Source organism: Pedobacter suwonensis, assembly GCF_044762335.1.
Taxonomy (GTDB): Bacteria; Bacteroidota; Bacteroidia; order Sphingobacteriales; family Sphingobacteriaceae; genus Pedobacter.
Window position 1 is genome coordinate 1 of record NZ_JBIWEB010000025.1, and the last position, 20,703, is coordinate 20,703.

Annotated in this window: 21 protein-coding genes, 1 tRNA gene and 1 riboswitch; of the genes, 16 read left to right on the plus strand and 6 right to left on the minus strand. The window is 39.4% G+C overall.

Annotation, left to right across the window (positions count from 1 at the left end):
- Nucleotides 1-144: 144 nt before the first annotated feature.
- A complete protein-coding gene (locus ACIQXP_RS23390; protein ID WP_293742027.1) occupies nucleotides 145-639 on the minus strand; it encodes a hypothetical protein in 495 nt (164 codons plus the stop codon).
- Nucleotides 640-763: 124 nt separating this feature from the next.
- Between ACIQXP_RS23390 and ACIQXP_RS23395 the strand changes: the two genes are divergently transcribed.
- Nucleotides 764-1,879, plus strand: a complete 1,116-nt coding sequence (locus ACIQXP_RS23395; protein WP_387508241.1) for a trans-sulfuration enzyme family protein — start codon at nucleotides 764-766, stop codon at nucleotides 1,877-1,879.
- A 49-nt stretch (nucleotides 1,880-1,928) separates the two neighbouring features.
- Here ACIQXP_RS23395 and ACIQXP_RS23400 read toward each other — a convergent pair whose 3' ends face one another.
- Complete coding sequence (locus tag ACIQXP_RS23400; RefSeq protein ID WP_387508239.1) at nucleotides 1,929-2,942, minus strand: hypothetical protein; 1,014 nt, start codon at nucleotides 2,940-2,942, stop codon at nucleotides 1,929-1,931.
- 214 nt (nucleotides 2,943-3,156) lie between these two features.
- A riboswitch (SAM riboswitch) is annotated at nucleotides 3,157-3,267 on the plus strand.
- 261 nt (nucleotides 3,268-3,528) lie between these two features.
- On the opposite strand from ACIQXP_RS23400, the gene ACIQXP_RS23405 reads away from it, so the two are divergent.
- From ACIQXP_RS23405 to ACIQXP_RS23415, 3 genes are all read left to right on the plus strand, one after another.
- Nucleotides 3,529-4,860 carry an O-acetylhomoserine aminocarboxypropyltransferase/cysteine synthase family protein gene (locus ACIQXP_RS23405; RefSeq protein WP_387508237.1) on the plus strand — a complete coding sequence of 444 codons (1,332 nt, stop codon included), beginning with the start codon at nucleotides 3,529-3,531 and terminating at the stop codon, nucleotides 4,858-4,860.
- A gap of 29 nt (nucleotides 4,861-4,889) precedes the next feature.
- The gene (locus ACIQXP_RS23410; RefSeq protein ID WP_387508235.1) at nucleotides 4,890-5,948 is read left to right on the plus strand and encodes a homoserine O-acetyltransferase family protein; all 1,059 of its coding nucleotides are present in this window, start codon (nucleotides 4,890-4,892) and stop codon (nucleotides 5,946-5,948) included.
- A gap of 133 nt (nucleotides 5,949-6,081) precedes the next feature.
- Nucleotides 6,082-7,326 (plus strand): homoserine dehydrogenase, encoded by a 1,245-nt coding sequence (locus ACIQXP_RS23415; protein ID WP_387508233.1) that lies wholly within the window; start codon nucleotides 6,082-6,084, stop codon nucleotides 7,324-7,326.
- 291 nt (nucleotides 7,327-7,617) lie between these two features.
- On the opposite strand, the gene ACIQXP_RS23420 is transcribed toward ACIQXP_RS23415, so the two are convergent.
- Entirely contained in the window at nucleotides 7,618-8,388 is a 771-nt protein-coding gene (locus ACIQXP_RS23420; protein WP_387508231.1) for a queuosine precursor transporter, read from the minus strand.
- Nucleotides 8,389-8,567: 179 nt separating this feature from the next.
- On the opposite strand from ACIQXP_RS23420, the gene ACIQXP_RS23425 reads away from it, so the two are divergent.
- The 5 genes from ACIQXP_RS23425 to ACIQXP_RS23445 all read left to right on the plus strand — a co-directional run bounded on the left by ACIQXP_RS23425 (nucleotide 8,568) and on the right by ACIQXP_RS23445 (nucleotide 14,047).
- A complete protein-coding gene (locus ACIQXP_RS23425; RefSeq protein WP_387508229.1) occupies nucleotides 8,568-9,794 on the plus strand; it encodes a multidrug effflux MFS transporter in 1,227 nt (408 codons plus the stop codon).
- A gap of 206 nt (nucleotides 9,795-10,000) precedes the next feature.
- Nucleotides 10,001-11,146 (plus strand): methionine aminotransferase, encoded by a 1,146-nt coding sequence (locus tag ACIQXP_RS23430; protein ID WP_387508227.1) that lies wholly within the window; start codon nucleotides 10,001-10,003, stop codon nucleotides 11,144-11,146.
- A gap of 19 nt (nucleotides 11,147-11,165) precedes the next feature.
- Nucleotides 11,166-11,969, plus strand: coding sequence for a nitrilase family protein (locus ACIQXP_RS23435; RefSeq protein ID WP_387508225.1), 804 nt, complete (start codon nucleotides 11,166-11,168; stop codon nucleotides 11,967-11,969).
- Nucleotides 11,970-12,087: 118 nt separating this feature from the next.
- Entirely contained in the window at nucleotides 12,088-13,122 is a 1,035-nt protein-coding gene (locus ACIQXP_RS23440) for a glycosylasparaginase (protein ID WP_145854607.1), read from the plus strand.
- Between the two features lie 133 nt (nucleotides 13,123-13,255).
- Complete coding sequence (locus ACIQXP_RS23445; protein ID WP_293742013.1) at nucleotides 13,256-14,047, plus strand: copper homeostasis protein CutC; 792 nt, start codon at nucleotides 13,256-13,258, stop codon at nucleotides 14,045-14,047.
- Nucleotides 14,048-14,138: 91 nt separating this feature from the next.
- Here the strand turns inward: ACIQXP_RS23445 and ACIQXP_RS23450 are convergent, their stop codons facing one another.
- The 3 genes from ACIQXP_RS23450 to ACIQXP_RS23460 all read right to left on the minus strand — a co-directional run bounded on the left by ACIQXP_RS23450 (nucleotide 14,139) and on the right by ACIQXP_RS23460 (nucleotide 16,407).
- Entirely contained in the window at nucleotides 14,139-14,531 is a 393-nt protein-coding gene (locus tag ACIQXP_RS23450; protein ID WP_293742012.1) for a DUF983 domain-containing protein, read from the minus strand.
- Nucleotides 14,532-14,689: 158 nt separating this feature from the next.
- Entirely contained in the window at nucleotides 14,690-15,271 is a 582-nt protein-coding gene (locus ACIQXP_RS23455) for a Crp/Fnr family transcriptional regulator (RefSeq protein WP_293742011.1), read from the minus strand.
- A gap of 149 nt (nucleotides 15,272-15,420) precedes the next feature.
- The gene (locus ACIQXP_RS23460; RefSeq protein ID WP_293742010.1) at nucleotides 15,421-16,407 is read right to left on the minus strand and encodes a D-alanine--D-alanine ligase; all 987 of its coding nucleotides are present in this window, start codon (nucleotides 16,405-16,407) and stop codon (nucleotides 15,421-15,423) included.
- A gap of 194 nt (nucleotides 16,408-16,601) precedes the next feature.
- On the opposite strand from ACIQXP_RS23460, the gene ACIQXP_RS23465 reads away from it, so the two are divergent.
- From ACIQXP_RS23465 to ACIQXP_RS23495, 7 genes are all read left to right on the plus strand, one after another.
- Nucleotides 16,602-17,372: a PASTA domain-containing protein gene (locus tag ACIQXP_RS23465; protein ID WP_293742009.1), complete on the plus strand. Its 771-nt coding sequence runs from the start codon at nucleotides 16,602-16,604 to the stop codon at nucleotides 17,370-17,372.
- Nucleotides 17,373-17,391: 19 nt separating this feature from the next.
- Nucleotides 17,392-18,447 carry an endolytic transglycosylase MltG gene (gene mltG / locus ACIQXP_RS23470; RefSeq protein ID WP_293742008.1) on the plus strand — a complete coding sequence of 352 codons (1,056 nt, stop codon included), beginning with the start codon at nucleotides 17,392-17,394 and terminating at the stop codon, nucleotides 18,445-18,447.
- Nucleotides 18,447-18,854 (plus strand): acyl-CoA thioesterase, encoded by a 408-nt coding sequence (locus ACIQXP_RS23475; RefSeq protein WP_090979446.1) that lies wholly within the window; start codon nucleotides 18,447-18,449, stop codon nucleotides 18,852-18,854. The genes mltG and ACIQXP_RS23475 overlap by 1 nt, the downstream gene beginning before the upstream one ends.
- 8 nt (nucleotides 18,855-18,862) lie before the next feature.
- Nucleotides 18,863-19,852, plus strand: coding sequence for a YihY/virulence factor BrkB family protein (locus ACIQXP_RS23480; protein ID WP_387508221.1), 990 nt, complete (start codon nucleotides 18,863-18,865; stop codon nucleotides 19,850-19,852).
- 94 nt (nucleotides 19,853-19,946) lie between these two features.
- Nucleotides 19,947-20,031 (plus strand) — tRNA-Ser (locus ACIQXP_RS23485).
- 69 nt (nucleotides 20,032-20,100) lie between these two features.
- The gene (locus ACIQXP_RS23490) at nucleotides 20,101-20,547 is read left to right on the plus strand and encodes an AAA family ATPase (protein ID WP_387508220.1); all 447 of its coding nucleotides are present in this window, start codon (nucleotides 20,101-20,103) and stop codon (nucleotides 20,545-20,547) included.
- A complete protein-coding gene (locus ACIQXP_RS23495; RefSeq protein WP_293742005.1) occupies nucleotides 20,537-20,701 on the plus strand; it encodes a hypothetical protein in 165 nt (54 codons plus the stop codon). The genes ACIQXP_RS23490 and ACIQXP_RS23495 overlap by 11 nt, the downstream gene beginning before the upstream one ends.
- The last annotated feature ends 2 nt before the right edge of the window (nucleotides 20,702-20,703 follow it).

Below are 20,703 nucleotides of genomic sequence, written 5' to 3' on the forward strand. Positions count from 1 at the left end.
CACCCTTGTCTCTGGCTAGCACTTCCTACTGCAGAGCGTGTTCGGGACTCTAACCCTATAGTCGATTGCCATGCCCGGCGCACCAAACAAAAAAAGCACCTCTTTTCAGAAGTGCTTTAAGGGTATGTTTTTCGATGTTAAATATTATCTGGCTGCAGGCACAAAAGTTAGAATAATGTTTGCAGTTCTGCCACCAAATTCAATTGGTGATTTTAATACCATTTGTGTGCTTGAAAGTTCAGTTAATACCAAACGATAACCTTCAGTTACATTTTTTGCTTTGTCACCCTCGTATATTTTTTTAAACTGGAAGGTTTGATCTTTAGGGGCAGCCGACCAGAAAATGGTCTGCATTACAGCACCACAGGTACTTGATGCAGGTAAGGTATAAGACCCATTACCACTATTGGTTAAATTCCATGTACTTCCCTCAAAACATTTATAAGATTTCTCGCCAAATAAGCCCTGAACAGCACCATCAGGCAGACCTTCCAAAGCTACATTGCTCACTACCCATTCGCGAACAACTGTACCTCTGCTACCCGTTACGCCTGCAGTTACTCTTTTTGCAGTATTACAACTTTGTAACATGACTAAGGTAGAACATGCAATTGCGATAGCTATAAATAATCTTTTCATTTTCTATGTAATTTAAATTTTGTCAAACTTGTTACATAAATCTTGCCAAAACCGTTACTAACCTTAAATTAGCGCTAAATTATTAAACAGCATACCCATATTACATCGTCCAAAATCAATCATCATGAAACCAGAAACCCTTGCTATTCACGCCGCTAATCTTGTAAAAATCAATACAGGTGATGTTACGCCGCCTATTAATTTATCTACCACATTTTTTCGTGACGAAGATGGTGGCTATCCTGGCGGACACATGTATAGCAGGGTAAGCAATCCAAACCGGTCTGCTTTAGAAAACACTGTAGCTAAACTGGAATATGGTGAAGATGCAGCAGCATTTTCTTCGGGTAATACCTGCGGTTTGGCATTGTTTCAGGCTTTGCAACCAGGCAGTCACATTATTGCACCAGACGATATGTATTGGGGCATTAAAAAACAATTGCTTACGATTTTTAACAATAGCCTGGATTTTGATTTTATTGACCAGACCGATTTGTCGCTAATAGAATCAAACATTAAGCCCAATACAAAACTAATTTGGATCGAAACACCATCCAATCCACTATTGAAGGTTACTGATATAGAAGAGATTGCTAAAATAGCTAAGGCTAAAAATATCACCATGGTCTGCGATAGTACATTTGCTTCCCCTATTCTACAAAATCCAATTTTATTAGGAGCAGATATTGTCATGCACAGCAGCACGAAATACCTTGGTGGCCATAGCGATGTGCTTGGCGGAATTTTGGTGACAGCGAAGAAAGATGAGCTGTGGGAGAAAATCAAAAACATACAGCAAACCGGTGGTGCCGTTCCATCACCCTTCGATTGCTTTTTATTAAGCAGAAGCATAAAAACCCTGGCCTACCGCATAAAAGGGCATTGTGAAAACGGGAAGATTATCGCTCACTATTTAAATAAACATCCAAATGTAGAAGCCGTTTTTTATCCCGGACTGGAAGACCATCCGCAACATGGTATTGCAAAAAAACAGATGAAAGATTTTGGTGGCATGATGTCGTTCCTGGTTAAAGGTGGTGTTGAAGCCGCTCATAAAGTGGCGAATAAGGTCCGGTTATTTGCACAGGCGACCAGTTTAGGTGGTGTGGAGAGTTTAATCGAACATCGCTACTCAGTAGAGGGGCCGGATAGCAAAACGCCTAAAAATCTGCTCCGTATTTCCGTTGGACTGGAACATGCAGATGATCTTATTGCCGATTTAGAGCAGGCGTTAAGCTAAAGTTTTCTACAGTCCTATAAGGTTTTTGAAACCTTATAGGATTAAAAATCTATTTCGGATTACAAACCTTACTTAATTTCAAAGAATAGTTCGCTTCCAGTGGTTCATTTGTTTGTGCCAAACGTTGTGATCCCGTATTCGCAGGGCAAGCAATATCTCCTGCAGCATCATAAACCAATTTGTTCCCATTTGCCATCAATTCCTTTGGCACGTATACCTGTACTTTGGTAACTGAATAACCCGAAGGAAAATAACGTATGTAATAACCATCAGGATGTTTGGTCCAGATGCCGCTTGGCACATCGCTTCTTGGTGGAGCCATACCCGCTACAATTGCATATTTTTCCATATCAGCATAAGTGTAATTTCCGGAAGCTACCAGCTGTCTGATATTGTTTTCTGCCTCAAAAACCGCCTTTACACCCGCTGGCAACTGGTCTTTAGCCTTTTCCATTACATCAAAAGGTAATACACCCAGGGCGCCTCCCTCCAATTGTGTAATCTGACTCGGGGTTAATAATTTTACAGCAGTTAATTTTACCTGTCCGTTAAAATCAGCAAATTTTGTTCTGGCAATAATGGTCCACAGCAGCGCCTGGATGTCATGTTGATCCACCTCAGGATGTTTTTCTGCGCTTTTCAATATCGCAACCACTATTCCTTCCTTAGGACCTAGTACAGGAGCGAACATATAGCCATCTCCTTTTGACGGCGCAAATGTTCCGGCCTTTAAACAATAACTTTTGTTGGTCATCTCATAAAGCCCCTCACAAAGTATAAAGCCACCCTCTGGATTTTTAGGTAGTAAATATAATGGTTGTGCCTTTAAATTTAACGAAGTAATAAAGTCGGGCATTTTTTCACCTTCCCTGTTTACATCTTCAAAACTGGTGGTAATGGCAGCTGGCTGTTTCAGAAACCTGTCTACCCCTAAGGCTTTGGCACCCTGGGCGGTCCCGATTTTTAATAATTTATCTTTTAAACCTCCAAACTGGGCATGTGTTGTATTGACAAACATCACCATGAATAGCAGGCTTAAACTTAAAACGCTTGTGTTTTTCATGTTAATCATATTTAAAATAGGTAGCGCAAACTTAGCATATTAAGTGCTAAGTTTACATCGAAAGTTCGATTTTAACATTGCAACATAAAATTAAGCAACTAGTTATCAGTTGTTTATTAAAAAATCAAAATTTTATTTTGTGTATTAAAAATTAATCCTGACATTTGAAATATTATTTGGCGGAAAGCTAAATAAAAGTCAATCTTCACAGGTTGATTTATAAAGAAGTGGCGAGAGACTGGCTCGATGACCCACTGGCAACCCTCAGAAAGAGAAGGTGCCAATTCCTGACCTGATAACATGGTGTTATTTGGTGATATAAATTATAACTGATGAAAACATTAAATCTTCGATCGCTAAGCGAATCCAATGCAAACCTTAAAAAGGTAAAACAAGTTGCTATTTCTGTTACTTGCAATTATATGTCTGCTATGGCTTGTATGTGCTGTTGCATACAGTAATTTAAAAATCTTCCTTTTTTGTTTCCCTCAAACTGGAAGGTCCCGGATAACCGGGATACGCCTTTTAAGCTTTAGGACTACCCAAAGCCATTTATCTCATCAATTCATAAATTAAAACAGAAATTATGTCAACATCATATAAATTTGAAACTTTACAATTACACGCTGGTCAGGAAATAGATCCAACAACAGGTTCAAGAGCCGTTCCCATTTACCAAACGACGTCTTACGGGTTCAATAGTGCTGAGCACGGTGCCAATTTATTTGCTTTAAAGGAGTTTGGTAATATCTACACCAGGATCATGAATCCAACCAACGATGTTTTTGAAAAACGTATTGCCGCTTTGGAAGGTGGCGTTGCGGCTCTGGCCGTGGCCTCAGGGCAAGCTGCACAATTCATCGCTTTAAATAATATACTGGAGGCAGGTGATGGTATTGTTTCTTCTTCTCACATTTATGGCGGAACATATAACCAGTTTAAAGTGGCTTTTAAACGTTTAGGTATCCATGTAGATTTTGCCAATCCGGATGTGCCCGAGGAATTTGAAGCTAAGATTACCGATAAAACCAAAGCCATCTACCTTGAAACCATCGGCAATCCAGCCTTTAGTGTGCCTGATTTTGAGAAGATTGCCGCTATTGCCAAAAAATATGATCTCCCGTTGGTGGTTGATAATACTTTTGGTGCAGGAGGTTATTTATTTAAGCCATTGGAACACGGGGCCAACATTGTGGTCGAATCTGCAACGAAATGGATCGGTGGTCATGGAACAAGTATCGGCGGCGTAATTGTTGACGGCGGAAACTACAACTGGGGAAACGGGAAATTTCCACAGTTCTCCGAGCCTTCAGCAGGTTACCATGGTTTGGTTTTTAGTGATGTTTTTGGCATTGGCGGGCCGTTCGGTAATATCCAGTTTATCATCCGTGCCCGTGTAGAAGGATTAAGAGATCTTGGGCCTGCCCTATCGCCTTTTAATTCTTTTCTTTTGTTGCAAGGACTGGAAACGCTATCGCTACGCGTACAACGCCATGTTGATAATGCCCTTGAACTGGCCACCTGGTTAGAAAACCATCCGCTGGTTAAAGAAGTACAATATCCCGGATTAGCAAGTAGCAAATACAACAATCTTGCGAAGAAATATTTAAGCAATGGTTTTGGAGCCGTACTGTCTTTTGAACTAAATGGAAGCAAAGAAAATGCCACGCAGGTTATTGATCATTTGAAACTGGTTTCGCATCTAGCCAACGTGGGCGATGCCAAAACGCTGATCATCCAGCCATCGGCCACCACACACCAGCAATTGAGTGAAGAAGAACAACTGGCCGCGGGCGTAAAACCTAACGCCTTAAGGGTCTCAGTTGGTATTGAGCATATCGATGATATTAAAGCTGATTTCGAACAGGCATTTGCAGCCATTAACGCACAAGTTGCTAATGAGAGTTTATTAGCTTAAGCACATTTACCTTCCGATACAACAAAATAATGAGTACAGCATCAATATATAATCATCATAAACAGTTTAAATTAGAAAGCGGAAAAAAAATCCGTAACCTGCAGGTTGCTTATCAAACTTATGGGAAACTAAATGCAGCTAAAGATAACGTAATCTGGGTTTGCCATGCACTTACTGCCAATGCAGATGTTTTTGAATGGTGGGAAGGTTTGTTTGGGCAAAATGCTTTGTTCAATCCTGCGGAACACTATATTGTGTGCGCCAATGTTTTAGGCTCTCATTATGGCAGCACTAGCCCCTTGAGTACAAACCCGGTAACAGGCCTGCCTTATTACCTGTCTTTTCCACAGTTTACCATTCGCGATTTGGTATCAGCACACCAGTTATTGGCTTCGCATTTAGGCATAGACTATATCAAGTTATTAATAGGTGGTTCTTTGGGCGGACAACAAGCAGTTGAATGGAGTATTTCAGATCCGGCTAAAATTGAAAACCTGATTTTAATTGCCACTAACGCAGCACATTCTCCCTGGGGTATCGCTTTTAACGAAAGCCAGCGTTTGGCCATTACTAACGATAGAACTTTCTACGCTAACCAACCAAACGGTGGTAGCAAAGGTTTGAAAACTGCCCGTAGCATTGCGCTTTTAAGCTATAGAACCTACGACGCTTATGGCAGTACACAGGTAGAAAGTGTTAACGATAAAACTGACCACTTCAGGTCGTCTTCTTATCAGAATTATCAGGGCGAAAAACTGATCAACCGCTTTAATGCTTACAGTTATTATTATTTAACTAAAGCAATGGACAGCCATAATGTTGGCCGTAACCGCAAAAGTATTGGCGATGCCTTGAAATTAATTAAGGCGAACACCCTGGTCATCGGAATAGAAAATGATGTATTGTTCCCGCTTTCGGAGCAAAAATACCTGGCCGACCATATTGCCGGGGCAGCATTTATTGCCTTACACTCAGATTACGGACATGATGGTTTCTTAATCGAAACCAATGCATTGACCAATGTAATCGGAAACTTTATGAAAGAAAGCCGTAACAAAAAAATCATTAAACTCCAGCATACCGCCTGAAAAGGAAGACGGTTGAAGGTATAAAGGCGGAGGGTAAAGACTTGATACCGTAGCAAAAAATTAAAACAAATTACAAAAATAAGAACAGTTATATCGGTGTAACCGACCTATCTGTGTAATCATAAAAACAATAATGAGTAAGAATTTAAAAATCGGTTTATTTGGTTTCGGTGTAGTAGGACAAGGTTTATTGGATATCATCCAAAGCCAGAACTTAAACCTGGAGATCATTAAAATTGCGATAAAAGATCCGAGGAAGAAGCGTACCCTTAATCAAGATCTGTTTACGACTGATCGTAACGAGATACTGAATAATACGGAAATCAATACCATAGTAGAATTGATCAATGATGCCGATGCAGCCTATGAAATTGTAACGGACGCGTTAAAAAACGGTAAAAATGTAGTTTCTGCCAATAAGAAAATGATTGCCTTGCACTTAAAAGAGCTGGTTGATTTACAACAAAAGCACGGAACTTCACTATTGTATGAAGGTGCAGTTTGTGGCAGTATTCCGATTATCAGGAATTTAGAAGAGTACTACGATAATGAATTGTTTCATGCTTTGAGCGGAATTTTTAATGGTTCATCTAATTATATCCTGTCGAAGATATTCAATGAGAACCAAAGTTACGATTCGGCATTAAAAGAAGCACAGGATTTAGGTTTTGCGGAAACTGATCCGATCTTAGACGTGGGCGGCTACGATCCAAAATACAAACTCGCGATTGCTACAGCGCATGCTTACGGTTTATTTGTTAATCCCGATGCTATTTTAAATATTGGTATACAGAACCTATCCAACAATGATATTAAATATGCCCGCGAAAAAAACTTTAAGATTAAATTAGTTCCTACGGCGCGTAAGGTAAACACAAAAGATATTGTGACTTATGTACTACCTAAACTCGTAGCTAAAGATGACTTTCTGTACAATGTAGAAAACGAATACAATGCAGTTGCCGTTCAGGCAGCTTTTGCAGATAAACAATTTTTCTACGGTAAAGGTGCGGGCGGCCACCCTACCGGTGCTGCCGTACTCTCTGATATTGCTGCCTTAAGGTACGACTACCGTTATGAATACAAAAAATATCATTCAGAAAACGGCGTAAAACATACAGAAGAGATTCTTTTGGAAATTTATTTACGTTATGCAGATGAAGACCTGATTACGTTGTTGGAGTTTGATAACATTAGCGAGCGTTATGCGGCCAGCAGTTACAAATATGTGGTAGGTACGCTTAAGCTGGAAAGTTTGATTAGAAACCGTGATTTGCTTTTAGATCAATCTGTTTTTGTGGCCTATACGGGCAGACAGATTTATAAACAGGAGCAATTGAGCGAAAATGTTTTTGCTGCCGAACTGGCCAGCCTCTAACTTATTTTTTAAGGTTAATTTTTTTATTTGTTTTGTTGTTAAGTACAAAGGTCGGAGCGAGTCCGGCCTTTTGCCTTATTTAAAATTATCCAAATACGCTGCCGGTCTTCATTTTCCTTATCATTTTTATGGTAAAGTTCAATAAAAACGATCTTTTTTTCTTCTACGAAATAAGCATAAATTAATCTTAAACCTGAGTTTACTCCACGGCCTTTTAAACTATCGCAGGTAATTTTTTAACTTTAATTTAAGGTATATTTCATTAATCAAATGGTTTAGGTAATTGAAAAATTATCCTCTCCCGGCCATCTTAATCAGTTTTTGGGCTAGATCTTTCCCTAAATAGCTATCGATAACCGTGTGTACAATATACAATATAGGCGTCATCAGGATAGCGACAACAAATTTATAGGTATAATTAACCAAGCCAATCGCAGCGACCATTTTCCAGCTATAATGGTATTGTGGATTTAAATAAAATGCAATAAAAATCACCACAAAACTATCGATGAGTTGAGAAACCAACGTGGAGCCGGTTGCACGCAGCCATAAAGCACGTTCACCTGTAATTTTTTTAATTCGGTGGAAAATGAGCACGTCTGCCATCTGTCCGATAATAAAAGCCGTAATGGAACCTGCAATAATCCACATACCTTGCCCAAAAATCCCCGCAAAGGCATTATTCATATTAAGGTCTTCTCCATTGATATTCTGATGTACCCAAAAATCTGCGGCACTTAAGTGCATCGATCCCCAAACCACCAGAAAAGCAAACGCAATTAAAATGGAAGTAAGGATAGATAAGAAACGAACCTGTTTTACACCAAAGTATTCGTTGATAATATCTGTCATAATGAAAATAATGGGCCAGGTTAATACCCCTGCCGACATCACAAAAGACAAGTTTGGAACGCCCAGCAAATTGATATTGAACTTTTTAAAGCCCAATGTTTCCTCAACGCTGAATAATTTAACCCCAATAAATTCTGATAATATAGCATTTGCTACAAAAAAGCTACCCAGAACGAGTAGCAAACGGCTTTCTTTCGTCTTAAAAGTCATAGGCAATAAATCTAAATATAATCTGGCGAATTATCACAGAGATTGATTTATTTTAATCACAAGCAGTTAATCGCGACTTCTCTTCTATTCCAGATCACAATTTTACAATCTTTCAACCTGCAGATTAGGTTAGGAAATTTAATCTCCCAATCTTTGCGCCTCCGGAACACAATCAGATCATGGCTAAAAAACAACACTTTTTATTAATCCTTATTTTAGGCTCACTGGCTGCCCTCGGCCCTTTTTCTATTGACATGTACCTTCCCGGTTTTGTTGATATTGCAAAGGATTTAAAAAGCACCGAATCAACCGTAGCGCTTTCTTTATCCAGTTTTTTTATCGGGATTTCTGCCGGCCAATTATTGTACGGACCGCTTTTAGATAAATTTGGCAGGAAAAAGCCGCTATACTTTGGTTTGGTGCTTTATATTTTTGCTTCTTTTTTATGTTTAGCCGTAACTGATGTAAATCAATTGATTGTGCTGCGTTTTGTACAGGCCATCGGGAGCTGTGCTACCGCTGTAGCCTCGGTTGCTATGGTTAGGGATCTGTTTTCGGTAGATGAAAGCCCAAAAGTATTCGCTTCACTGATGTTGGTCATTGCCGTTTCGCCTATGCTGGCTCCAACTGCAGGTGGATACCTGATCTCTGCGTTAGGCTGGAAATATGTGTTTGTATTTTTAGGGTTAATGGCCATCTTCATGCTACTGGCCTCCGTGTTCAAACTACCGGAGAGTTATACACCAGATCCCAACTATTCTTTAAAACCTAAACCCATTTTAACCAATTTCCTTACGGTTTTAAAAGAACCACAGTTTTATACCTATGCGTTAATTAGTTCAATCACCTTTTCAGGTTTATTTGCTTATGTATCTTCCTCCCCTACTGTATTTATGAAAATATATGAAGTAAGTAAAACCGGTTACGGCTGGATTTTCGCCTTGCTGTCGGTAGCGTTTATCGGTTCGAGTCAGGTAAATAGTCTGATATTAAAATGGTTTACCAGCAAAAAAATAGTCACTTATGCACTTATTGCTCAATGTATCTTCAGCTTAGTATTTTTGATCTTTGCCTTAAATAACTGGCTGGACTTATACACTACCATTGGCTTTATCGCCTTATTTTTAGCCTGCCTGGGATTAATTAATCCTAATGCAGCGGCTTTATCGCTCGCTCCGTTTTCTAAAAATGCAGGCAGTGCATCGGCCTTAATGGGCGCTTTGCAGATGGGATTGGGTGCCCTGGCTTCAGTAATGGTAAGTTTGTTTAGCGAACACTCGGTGGTGCCGATGCCATTGGTTATGACAGCCGCTGCCTTTATAGCTTTAGGCTGTTTACTAATCGGAAGAAGGTTTATTACTTCTGAAGTGGAAGCCTCTTCAGATGCTGCCACAGTAGCGCACTAATCTTTTTCCCGTAAATTTCATAGCTATAATTATTCCATGGCTTGGAGTAAAACTTACCAAAACAAGTAGTTAGTTTCTAAACAGTTATATACAGGCGAGTGATGATATTCAGCGAAATCCGTATGCAATAATTGCAACAACCTATCATGGGCTTTTGCCATAGGCTTTCAAGTGTTAAACTTTTTTTTTCTATTTTCGCTTATAAGATGCTTCATATACAATCTAAACTTCCCGGCGTAAACACCACCATTTTTTCGGTGATGAGTAAACTTGCTGCTGAATATAATGCCATTAATCTTTCTCAGGGCTTCCCTGATTACGCATGTGATCCAAAACTAATTGAATTGGTCAATAAAGCCATGAAAGATGGTTTCAATCAATATGCACCCATGCCTGGTTCTATTTTTTTAAAAGAAACCATTGCTGAGAAAGTTGAAAAGCAATATAACATCAGGTATAATCCTGATACAGAAATTACCGTCACCGCAGGTGGAACACAGGCCATTTTTACTGCACTGGCATCCATTATTAATGCTGGTGATGAAGTGATTATTTTTGAGCCGGCTTACGATAGTTATGCACCTACTGTGAAACTGCTTGGAGGACTGGTCAAAACTTATGAACTGGCTCCGCCTGATTATGGCATTGACTGGGATATGGTTAAGAAGTTATTTACGGTAAAAACCAGAATGATCATCTTAAATACCCCACAAAATCCTACGGGCAGCATTCTATCGTCAGACGACATGAAATCGCTTATAAAACTCGTGAGCGGTACCGATATTGTGATTTTAAGCGATGAAGTTTACGAGCACCTCATTTATGACGGGCAAACGCACCAGAGTGTAATGTCTTATCCCGAATTGAGGCATAGAAGCTTTGTTGTGGCCTCTTTCGGTAAGCTCTTACATGCTACAGGGTGGAAACTGGGTTATTGCCTGGCACCAGAGGATTTGACCAGAGAATTTAGGAAGGTACACCAATTTAATGTTTTCAGCGTTAATAGTCCCATGCAGCAGGCCATAGCCGAATACATTAAAGAACCCAAAAATTACACCGAAATTGGCAGTTTCTTTCAATTGAAAAGGGATTATTTTAGAAATCTCCTGGCCGAAAGCCGCTTTAAACTTCTGCCTTGCAATGGTTCGTATTTTCAATGTGCAAGTTATAGCAGTATCAGTGATGAAAAAGATACCGATTTTAGCATCAGGTTGGTGAAAGAGTTTGGAGTGGCCACCATTCCGGTTTCTGCATTCTACCAAAAGGCAACTGACCATAAAATTATCAGGTTCTGCTTTGCCAAAGAAAATGATACCCTCGCAAAGGCAGCCGAAAAATTAAAAAACGTTTAACCAGACCAACCGATATACCATGGAAGCACCTGTTTATACCCAAATAGAAAATCTGAAAGTAACTGTTTTTCAGGCTTATCTTTTCTGGGAGAACATTGAAAAAAATCTTCTCAATCTGGCACTTCGACTGTCAATGGGTGTGAGGGAGAAAACCGATATCATTATTTTACCCGAAATGTTCAATACCGGTTTTAGCATGAATTCTGAAGCGTTATCCGAAGAAATGGGTGGAAAAACGATGCAATGGATGCAGAAAATGGCACATCAATACAATTGCGTGGTTACCGGTAGCCTAATTATAAAAGAAAACAACCAATATTTCAACCGCCTGATCTGGATGGAGCCAGATGGCAAACACCAGCATTACGATAAACGCCATCTGTTTGGCATGGGCAATGAAGACCAGCACTTTAGTCCCGGTAAAGACAAACTCATTGTTGAGCTCAAAGGCTGGAAGATCAGATTGGCCATATGCTATGATTTACGCTTTCCGGTTTGGCTGCGTAATGTAGACGAAGAATATGATATTTTGCTCCTGGTAGCCAGCTGGCCTGATAAACGATCGGCACACTGGAAAGCCCTGATCCCCGCCAGAGCTATCGAAAACCAAAGTTATGTAATTGCCGTAAACCGTGTTGGGCATGATGGAAACCAGATTTACCACAGCGGATTATCAATGTGTCTGGATCCATACGGCAACACCGTTTATTATAAACCCGAAGACGAAGATTTATATACTTTCAGTATCAATTACGAAGAGCTGGTTAAAATCAGGAGGCAGTTTCCGTTTTTAAAAGATGCCGATCGATTTACCATTGAATAGCAATAATCAATGATCGAACCGCTATCTTTACACCATAGTAAAACGATTAATCATAATTTCGCAAGTTCCAAACAACCCCAACCAATATTTCAATTAAACCGTTAACCAAACCACACCAATGTTTAACCGCCGTAAATTTATAAAGGCATCTGCCCTATCAGCCGGACTGATGGCTATTGATCAAAGTAGTATTGTCCAAGCTTTTCCAAAAAAATCATCAAAAGCAGGAAATATTCCGATCGTAATTTCTACCTGGGATTTTGGAATTGCGGCAAATGCTGATGCCTGGAAAGTTTTATCGTCTGGCGGTCGCGCTTTAGATGCTGTAGAACAGGGCGTTTGGGTGCCGGAAGCCGATGAAAAAAATCAATCTGTAGGTTATGGCGGTTTGCCTGATCGTGATGGTCATGTTACACTTGATGCCTGTATTATGGACGAATTGGGTAACTGTGGTGCTGTTTTAGCATTGGAACACATTAAACACCCCATATCGGTAGCACGTAAAGTGATGGAGAAAACACCACATGTGATGTTGGCTGGCGATGGTGCATTACAGTTTGCATTGGAACAGGGTTTCAAAAAAGAGAACCTGCTTACGCCTGCCAGCGAAAAAGCGTGGAAAGAATGGCTGAAAACGGCGAAATATGCGCCGGTAATGAATATCGAAAATAAACTTTACGAAAAAGCAGCGCCGCAAAAATTGCCTGGAAATCAATACAATCACGATACCATTGGAATGTTGGCTATTGATGCGAAAGGTAATATTTCGGGTGCCTGTACCACCAGTGGTATGGCTTATAAATTACATGGTAGAATTGGCGATAGTCCGATTATTGGCGCTGGCCTTTATGTAGACAATGAGGTTGGCGGAGCAACCTCAACCGGTGTGGGCGAAGAAGTGGTACGAAATGTAGGTTCTTTTTTAGTAGTAGAGCTCATGCGTCAGGGGTATACACCGGAAGCAGCCTGTAAGGAGGCGGTCATGCGCATTATCAAAAAGAAGCCCGAAACAGCCAAAAATATTCAGGTTGGGTTTTTAGCCATCAATAAAAAAGGCGAATATGGCGCTTATGCAATCCAACAAGGTTTTAGTTATGCAGTCTGCAATGCGGAAAAACAGGATCTTTTAATCAAAGGCAAAAGTTATTATTAAGCTGAGTTCAAATATTTATCTGATTTTAATTTTTAATGCAGACTCGATTTTCAGCATCCTTACTTTTAAATAGACCCTGAAATTAACTTCCGGGCGACGATAAGAAAAGAACCGTTTCCAGAATCCAAATACCATGAATAAAGAAGTAATTCCCTGCTTAGAGGTATGTGCCAATTCTTACCGATCGGCATTGGCTGCCCAAAATGGTGGTGCAAAAAGAGTTGAATTTTGTGATAACCTGGCAGAAGGTGGAACTACCCCAAGTTATGGTCAGCTGGCACTAGCCAAGAAAAATCTATCCATCGAAATCTGGCCGATTATCCGTCCCCGCGGAGGAGATTTTTTGTATTCCGAAATGGAATTCGAAATCATGAAACAAGATGTAAAAATCTGTAAATCATTAAATTGCGAAGGTGTGGTTATCGGGATACTTAAAGCTGATGGAACAATTGATAAAGAAAGGTGTGCTGAACTTATTGAGTTAGCTAAACCTATGGGTGTAGCTTTCCACCGGGCATTTGATATGAGTAACAATATGGACCAGGCGTTGGAGGATCTCATCTCGCTCCAGATAAAAAGGGTGCTTACCTCCGGAGGTGCTTCTTCAGCAATACTGGGCGCGGAAAAAATCGCGCAGCTGGTAAAAAGGGCAAACGGGCAGATTACCATTATGCCTGGTGCGGGAATCAATGAAAACAATATCAAAACCCTTATTTACCAAACCGGAGCCACACAATTCCACGTCTCTGCCAAGGCATTTGTTTCCAGTAAAATGGAATTCAGAAATACAGAAACCAAAATGGGCAGTATTGAAGACGAATATCGATATGAACTTACTTCAGAAAACAAAGTAAAAGCGTTAGTTGACGTTATTAACAACGCGTTTAATTTAAAAGAAAATATACCTGGCAAGCAGAATATCTAAATCAGGGTAATCTCTACATCAAACATCGCTTCTTCGTTTATTATACTATAACGAGAAATATTATTGCATGGAAATTCGAAACGATCACGCTTTAATCACCACTTCCAGGCACATAGTGTAACCCAGGTGTAAGGTAGTGAAGCAAAATCACCCTCGAATAGCGGTAGTTAATTGGCGACAACAATAACACACCGGATAATATCAGCCCAACATAGTACCATAGGTTATCATATAGCAAATCCAATCCTAAAATATACGATGCCACGCCGATAGTAATAATTTCAGCAACATTCATGGCATAACTCACAAACATGGCTACATAGAAAAATCCTGGTTCGCGCTCAAATTTCAGATTACAATGCGGACAGTGAACATTTGTTTTTTGCAACCTGAACGAATAAGTACTTCCTGTAAAAATATCTCCTTTGCGGCACCTCGGACACTTACATTGCAAAAAAGCCTGGAATTTCGATAACTCAGCCATAATCTCCTAATTTGATAGTACAAAGATAACCCTTAAATTATTCAGTAATTTATGATCTAAGTCATGTTTTAGGCATTATCCTAATGTTTCAACAGGTTATTATTCATTTTATTGACTATATGCCTACTGATTAACAGTGTAGACCAAGCCAAAGGTTACTATATCTTAACAATTTTTCCTTTTACCGTTTTGATCAGGCCTTTCTCGGCCAATAGTTTCGTTCCCCTGATCACCGTTTCTACCCGTAAACCAGTCATGTCAGCTAATTCCTGTCGTGTTACTTTTAAACTTTCGCCTACGCTCATGTCATTGAGGAGGTAATTGATAATGGTTAACAGGCGATGATCAGCCTTTTCGCTCGCCAGCTCTTCCAGCATCATCGATTTATAAAATAACCGTTTACTTAGCGTACGGATCAGCTCCATGCTAAAATCAGGCTCGTTTTTAATTAATTCGAAAAAATCTTCCTTATTTACCGCAATAAGCTGTGAGTCTTTATTGGCAATGGTAAAAGCTAAGTAAGGCCGATCGATTAACAAGGCTGGCTCACCAAAATATTGCCCGGCTTTAAAAACGCCCTGAATAAATTCCTTTCCTTCATCACTCACCGTAACCATGCGCACCTCTCCCGATTTGATAAAATACACAAAGCGGGGCTGCATGCCAGGTTCGTAAATCACCCAATCTTTGGGATAATTTTTGAGTTTTAGACCTTTATCAATCAGTTTTTGAATGTTCATCGGTTCGCGGGCTTTGGCGAAATAGTATGTATATATATCATTTTAAAATACCGACTTAGGCATACGCCGTAAAAAATCACATATACATAAATACAACGGCACTATTTGAAGATTCTTCATTGCATCCGGCATGACAAAGCTAAAGAAAACTATACCAGCGTTTCTTTCATTAAACGGGTATAAAACTCTTTCAGGGTAATACCCATTGCAGCTACCTGCTGTGGTATAAAACTCGTTGCTGTTTGTCCCGGAATGGTATTGATTTCGATAAAATAAAATTTACCGGATCCTTCTTCGAGAAAGTAATCAATGCGTACCACGCCCCTGCAGTTCAACCTCCGATACACATCTTTTACCACCTGCTGCACACGGCTCAACTCTTCAGCATTCATTCTGCCTGGCGTAATTTCTTCCGTTGCACCTGGGGTATATTTGGCTTCAAAATCGAAAAACTCATTCTGCGGAATCACTTCCGTTGCAGGTAAAACAATCACTTGGCCTTCTGAACCAAAAATGCCAACCGAGAATTCCCTGCCGCTCACAAATTCCTCAATTAAAATTTGGTTATCCTCTTTAAATGCTTTTTCAACGGCTTCTTCCAGATCATCAGTATGTTTTACCTTACTCATTCCAATGCTGCTGCCCCCGCTATTGGGTTTAACAAAATAAGGCAAGCGTAAATCCCGCTTAATCTGAACTAAATCATGGTTTCCACCTTTAAATATCTGAACAGATTTTGCGGTATACAGGTTTTCAATACCATTTACAATAGCTTTGGTATAACCTTTATTCATGGTAATGGACGAAGTTAATGCATCGCAGGTGGTATACGGAATGCCAATCATATCAAAATAGCCCTGTAATTTTCCATCCTCACCGGGAGAACCATGTATAGCAATAAAAACGCCGTCAAATTTAATTTTTCTTCCGTCCAGCGTTAAGGAGAAATCATTTTTATCAATTTCAATTTTAACAGAATCGGCAGGCTCATAAAACCAGCCTTTCTCGTTTAGCATAATCTTATACACATCGTATAAATTTGGATCGATATGCTGAGCAATGGTAGCTGCGCTTTTTACTGAAACAACCCATTCGCCTGTGGTACCGCCTGTTAACAATGCTATCGTTTTCTTCATGTTAAAAATCCTTTTATAAATAGAAATTGAATATAAATATATCCTCAAAAATATAAATATCTTTGTGCTTTAGTATGCCTGGATGAGAATTATTGAATGATTGAGTGATTGAGTGAAGAATTAGATTCGATCATCCCATCCGTCATTTAAAATAGTTACATTTGAGCTTGTACGCATAACCCAAATTAAGATTCATGTCTAAATTTATAGAGTATTTAAAAACCAAATCGTTTAGAAACAACATTTTAGCCGCTATAGTAACCGTTATAGTTCTTTTATTGATTGCTTTTTTTAGTTTAAGATATTATACCAAACACGGCCAGGGCCTTAATGTACCGATGGTAAAAGGTTTGTCTTTCGAACAGGCTGTGAAGAAACTGGAAGATGCAGGGCTAAAATATGAAGTAGATTCTGTTTTTATCATGGATCAGCCCCCTGGCATAGTGATTGATCAGGATCCTGACCCCAACACTTTCGTTAAAGATAACCGAACCATTTATTTAACCATTAACGCGGGCAAAACACCGAATACAAAATTCCCTGATATTGCGTTTAAAACACTAAGAGAAGCACAGGCGATTATAGAGAGTTCGAGATTAAAACTTGGCGATACTACCTATAAACCTGATGTAAGCCGTGATGTCGTATTGGAAGCTTCTTTTGGCGGCCAACCAATCACAGCGGGACAAATAGTGCCTGTTGGCTCAAGGATTAACCTGGTATTGGGTGATGGACGTGGAAACGAAGAAGTAGATATTCCACAACTGATGGGCCTAACCATTGATGAAGCTAAATTTAGCTTGAGGGGATCAAACCTTACGTTGGGTAACATCATGTACGATGGACCGATTACCGATAGTGCTGCTGCCGTTATTACCAAACAGGATCCTATGCTCGTTGATTCGGTAACCAAAGTGCCTATAGGTACCAGAATTAATATTACACTATCTAACAAACAACCATAAACACGTATCTTAATAACAGATGACTGAAGTAGAAAAAAAAAATATGAGTACAGGCAAAAAAGCTGCAATCGCGATTGCACTTGTTTTTATATTAGTTGCCGGTTACTTTTCATTGAATATTTATAGCCGTTACTTTGCCCCTAACGTTACCGAAAATCAAAAATATCTATACATCAAAACCGGAAGTAACTTTGATGATCTAATTTCAGAAATGAAAAAGAAAGATATCTTGAAAAGTGTTTCTTCTTTTACAGCTGCTGCCGGAAAAATGAATTTGGCTGTAAGTATAAAACCGGGCCGTTACCGCTTGAAAAAAGGAATGACCAACCGAACCTTAATTAACATGATCAAAGCTGGAAACCAGGATCCTGTTAAATTGAAATTCCATAACATCCGTAAGAAAGAAAATTTTGCCGCCTACCTGGCCAGCAATCTTGAAGCCGATTCGCTAAGTTTTATCAAGGTATTGGATTCTACAGCGCTGATTAGCAAATATGGTTTTAACCAGGATAATGTGTACGCCATGTTCATTCCAAACACCTACGAAATGTACTGGAACATTTCGCCGGTTGATTTTTTTGAGCGTATGCACAAAGAATACGAAAAATTCTGGACAGCAGACCGTAAACAAAAAGCTGCAAGTTTAAACCTTACCCCTTCGCAGGTGTACACGTTGGCTTCCATCGTTGATGCAGAGGCACTTTACGATAAGGAAATGCCAATTATAGCAGGTTTGTATTTAAACCGTTTAAATAAAGGCATATTGCTTCAGGCAGATCCGACGGTGATTTTTGCCAATAACGATTTTACGGTAAAAAGAGTAACCGGAAAATTATTGCAGGTACAATCGCTTTATAACACATATAAATATGCGGGTTTACCTCCAGGACCGATTATGATGCCGAGCATAAACGCCATTGATGCTGTACTTAACCGCGATAACAACAATTACATTTACATGTGTGCCAAGGAAGATTTCTCGGGTTACCATAACTTTGCCGAAACCAAAGCAGAACATGAGGTTAATGCAAGGAAATACCGCGAGGCGTTAAACAAAAGAAATATATTTAAATAATGTTCAGTCACAGTACAAAAATCAGGGTTCGTTATGGCGAAACCGACCAGATGGGTTATATGTATTATGGCAATTATGCCCAGTACTACGAAGTAGGCCGGGTAGAAATGTTGCGCAGTTTAGGCATGAGCTATAGCTCAATGGAAGCTGCCGGCATTATGATGCCTGTGTTGGAACTAAAGTGCAAATACATTAAACCTGCCCTTTACGATCAGGAAATTACTGTAAAAACCATCATCAAAACCTTGCCAGGCGTCAGGATCTTTTTTGAGTACGAACTGTATAATGAAAAAGAAGAACTGATTAACATTGGTTCAACCACGCTGGTATTTGTTGACATGAAGAAAAATAAACCGACAAATCCACCCGAAAATTTTATGGAGAAATTATCGGTGTTTTTTAATTAATCAAAATAATGGAATGGTTACACCGGCAGCTATTACACCTTAAGTTCTATTCTAGATTTATCGAATGGACCAAAGGATGTATTTTGCCTGGTTTTAGCCCTCTTCCGTTATATACTGTAGCTACATTTTTCTTTCGTGAAATTGGAAAAGATGCATTGGTAAACAAGTCATCATCTTTGGCATACAGTTTTATGCTGGCCATTTTCCCGGGGATTATCTTCTTGTTCACCTTAATTCCTTTTATTCCGATTAAGGGTTTCCAGGATCAACTTTTAAACTTAATCCAGCTGGTATTGCCACACAATGCGTTTGAAGCCTTTGAAGCGACATTGAAAGATATCATTAAAAATCAAAATAGAGGCTTATTATCTTTCGGTTTTTTCTCTGCACTGTTTTTTGCCACCAATGGGGTTAAAAACCTGATGAAGGCTTTTAATAAATCATCATTAATCATCGAAACCAGGGGCTGGATCAAACAACGTTTAATTGCGCTTGTACTCACCGTGATTATCTGCTTTTCGATCATCATCTGCATCAGTGCAATGGCCTTAGGTGAAATCTTGCTCAACAAAATCAACGATGAACTGCACCTGAAAGACAGTTTTTTGAGTTATACCATCAAATTTACCCGTTGGGCGTTATTGGCTATCCTTTATTTCATTACCATCTCCATTTTATACCGCTACGGACCCTCACATACCAAAAAATGGCGCCTATTTAGTGCGGGTTCCTGGCTGGCTACCATCCTGGCCTTTCTTACCATCTGGGGATTTTCTTTTTACATTAATCATTTTGCGTCCTATAACAAGGTGTATGGCTCTATCGGTACATTAATCGTGGTGATGATCTGGCTTTACCTCAATTCGCTCATTTTATTGATTGGTTTCGAACTGAATGCCAGTGTTGATGTAAGTAAACGGAGTGTGAAAATTATCCGCCCGACCTTTAATTTGTTCAAAAAATCGGAGCCGATTGAAGAAAATATACAGAAGAAATAATTCTTTCTCCCTCTGTGTTAAGTAATTATCAAGTTTATATAAAAAAAAAGCTTTCCGAGTTTGCAGAGTTAAGCTGAGTTTGTACTTTTGCAGCGGAGAGCTGGCAGAGTGGTCGAATGCGGCAGTCTTGAAAACTGTTGACTGTAACAGGTCCGGGGGTTCGAATCCCTCGCTCTCCGCATCAAAAAAAGGAAGGATTAATTTAATTCTTCCTTTTTTTGTATATATACGTCCGAATCTTTAGGTAAATGGAGGCAATTATATTTTGTGGCATCCAGGCGACTGGAAAAACTACTTTTTTTAAAAAGCAGTTTTTTAAAACGCATGTACATATTTCCTTGGACTTATTAAACACTAGGAATAAAGAACTCAGATTTATTGAAACCTGCATCCTTACTTCTCAGCCTTTCGTGATAGATAACACAAACCCCTCTATTGATGAGAGAGCAAAGTACATCAGCATTGCCAAAGCAAACAAATTCAAAGTAATCGGCTATTATTTTCAATCCAAATTAAGTAATGCTGTCGACCGTAATAATCGGCGCGTTGGTAAAGAGAAAATTCCTGAAATTGGTATAAGAGGAACTTTTAAAAGTTTAAATTTACCATCAATTAGCGAGGGCTTTGATGAACTTTATTACGTGAGCGCTGACAATGATATGTTTATTATAAAACCATGGTCAGATGAAGTTTAATGATTTAGATGGAAAGATGAGGGTTTATGAAACTGCTAATGATCGAGTTTTGGCTGGCGAAGCCATTGCTAAATTCTCCTCTCTTTTGGGAAGCGTTGGCGCATTTGACTGCCGCATTTCAGAATTGCCAAACAAAAAATCAGTTGAGGACTAATT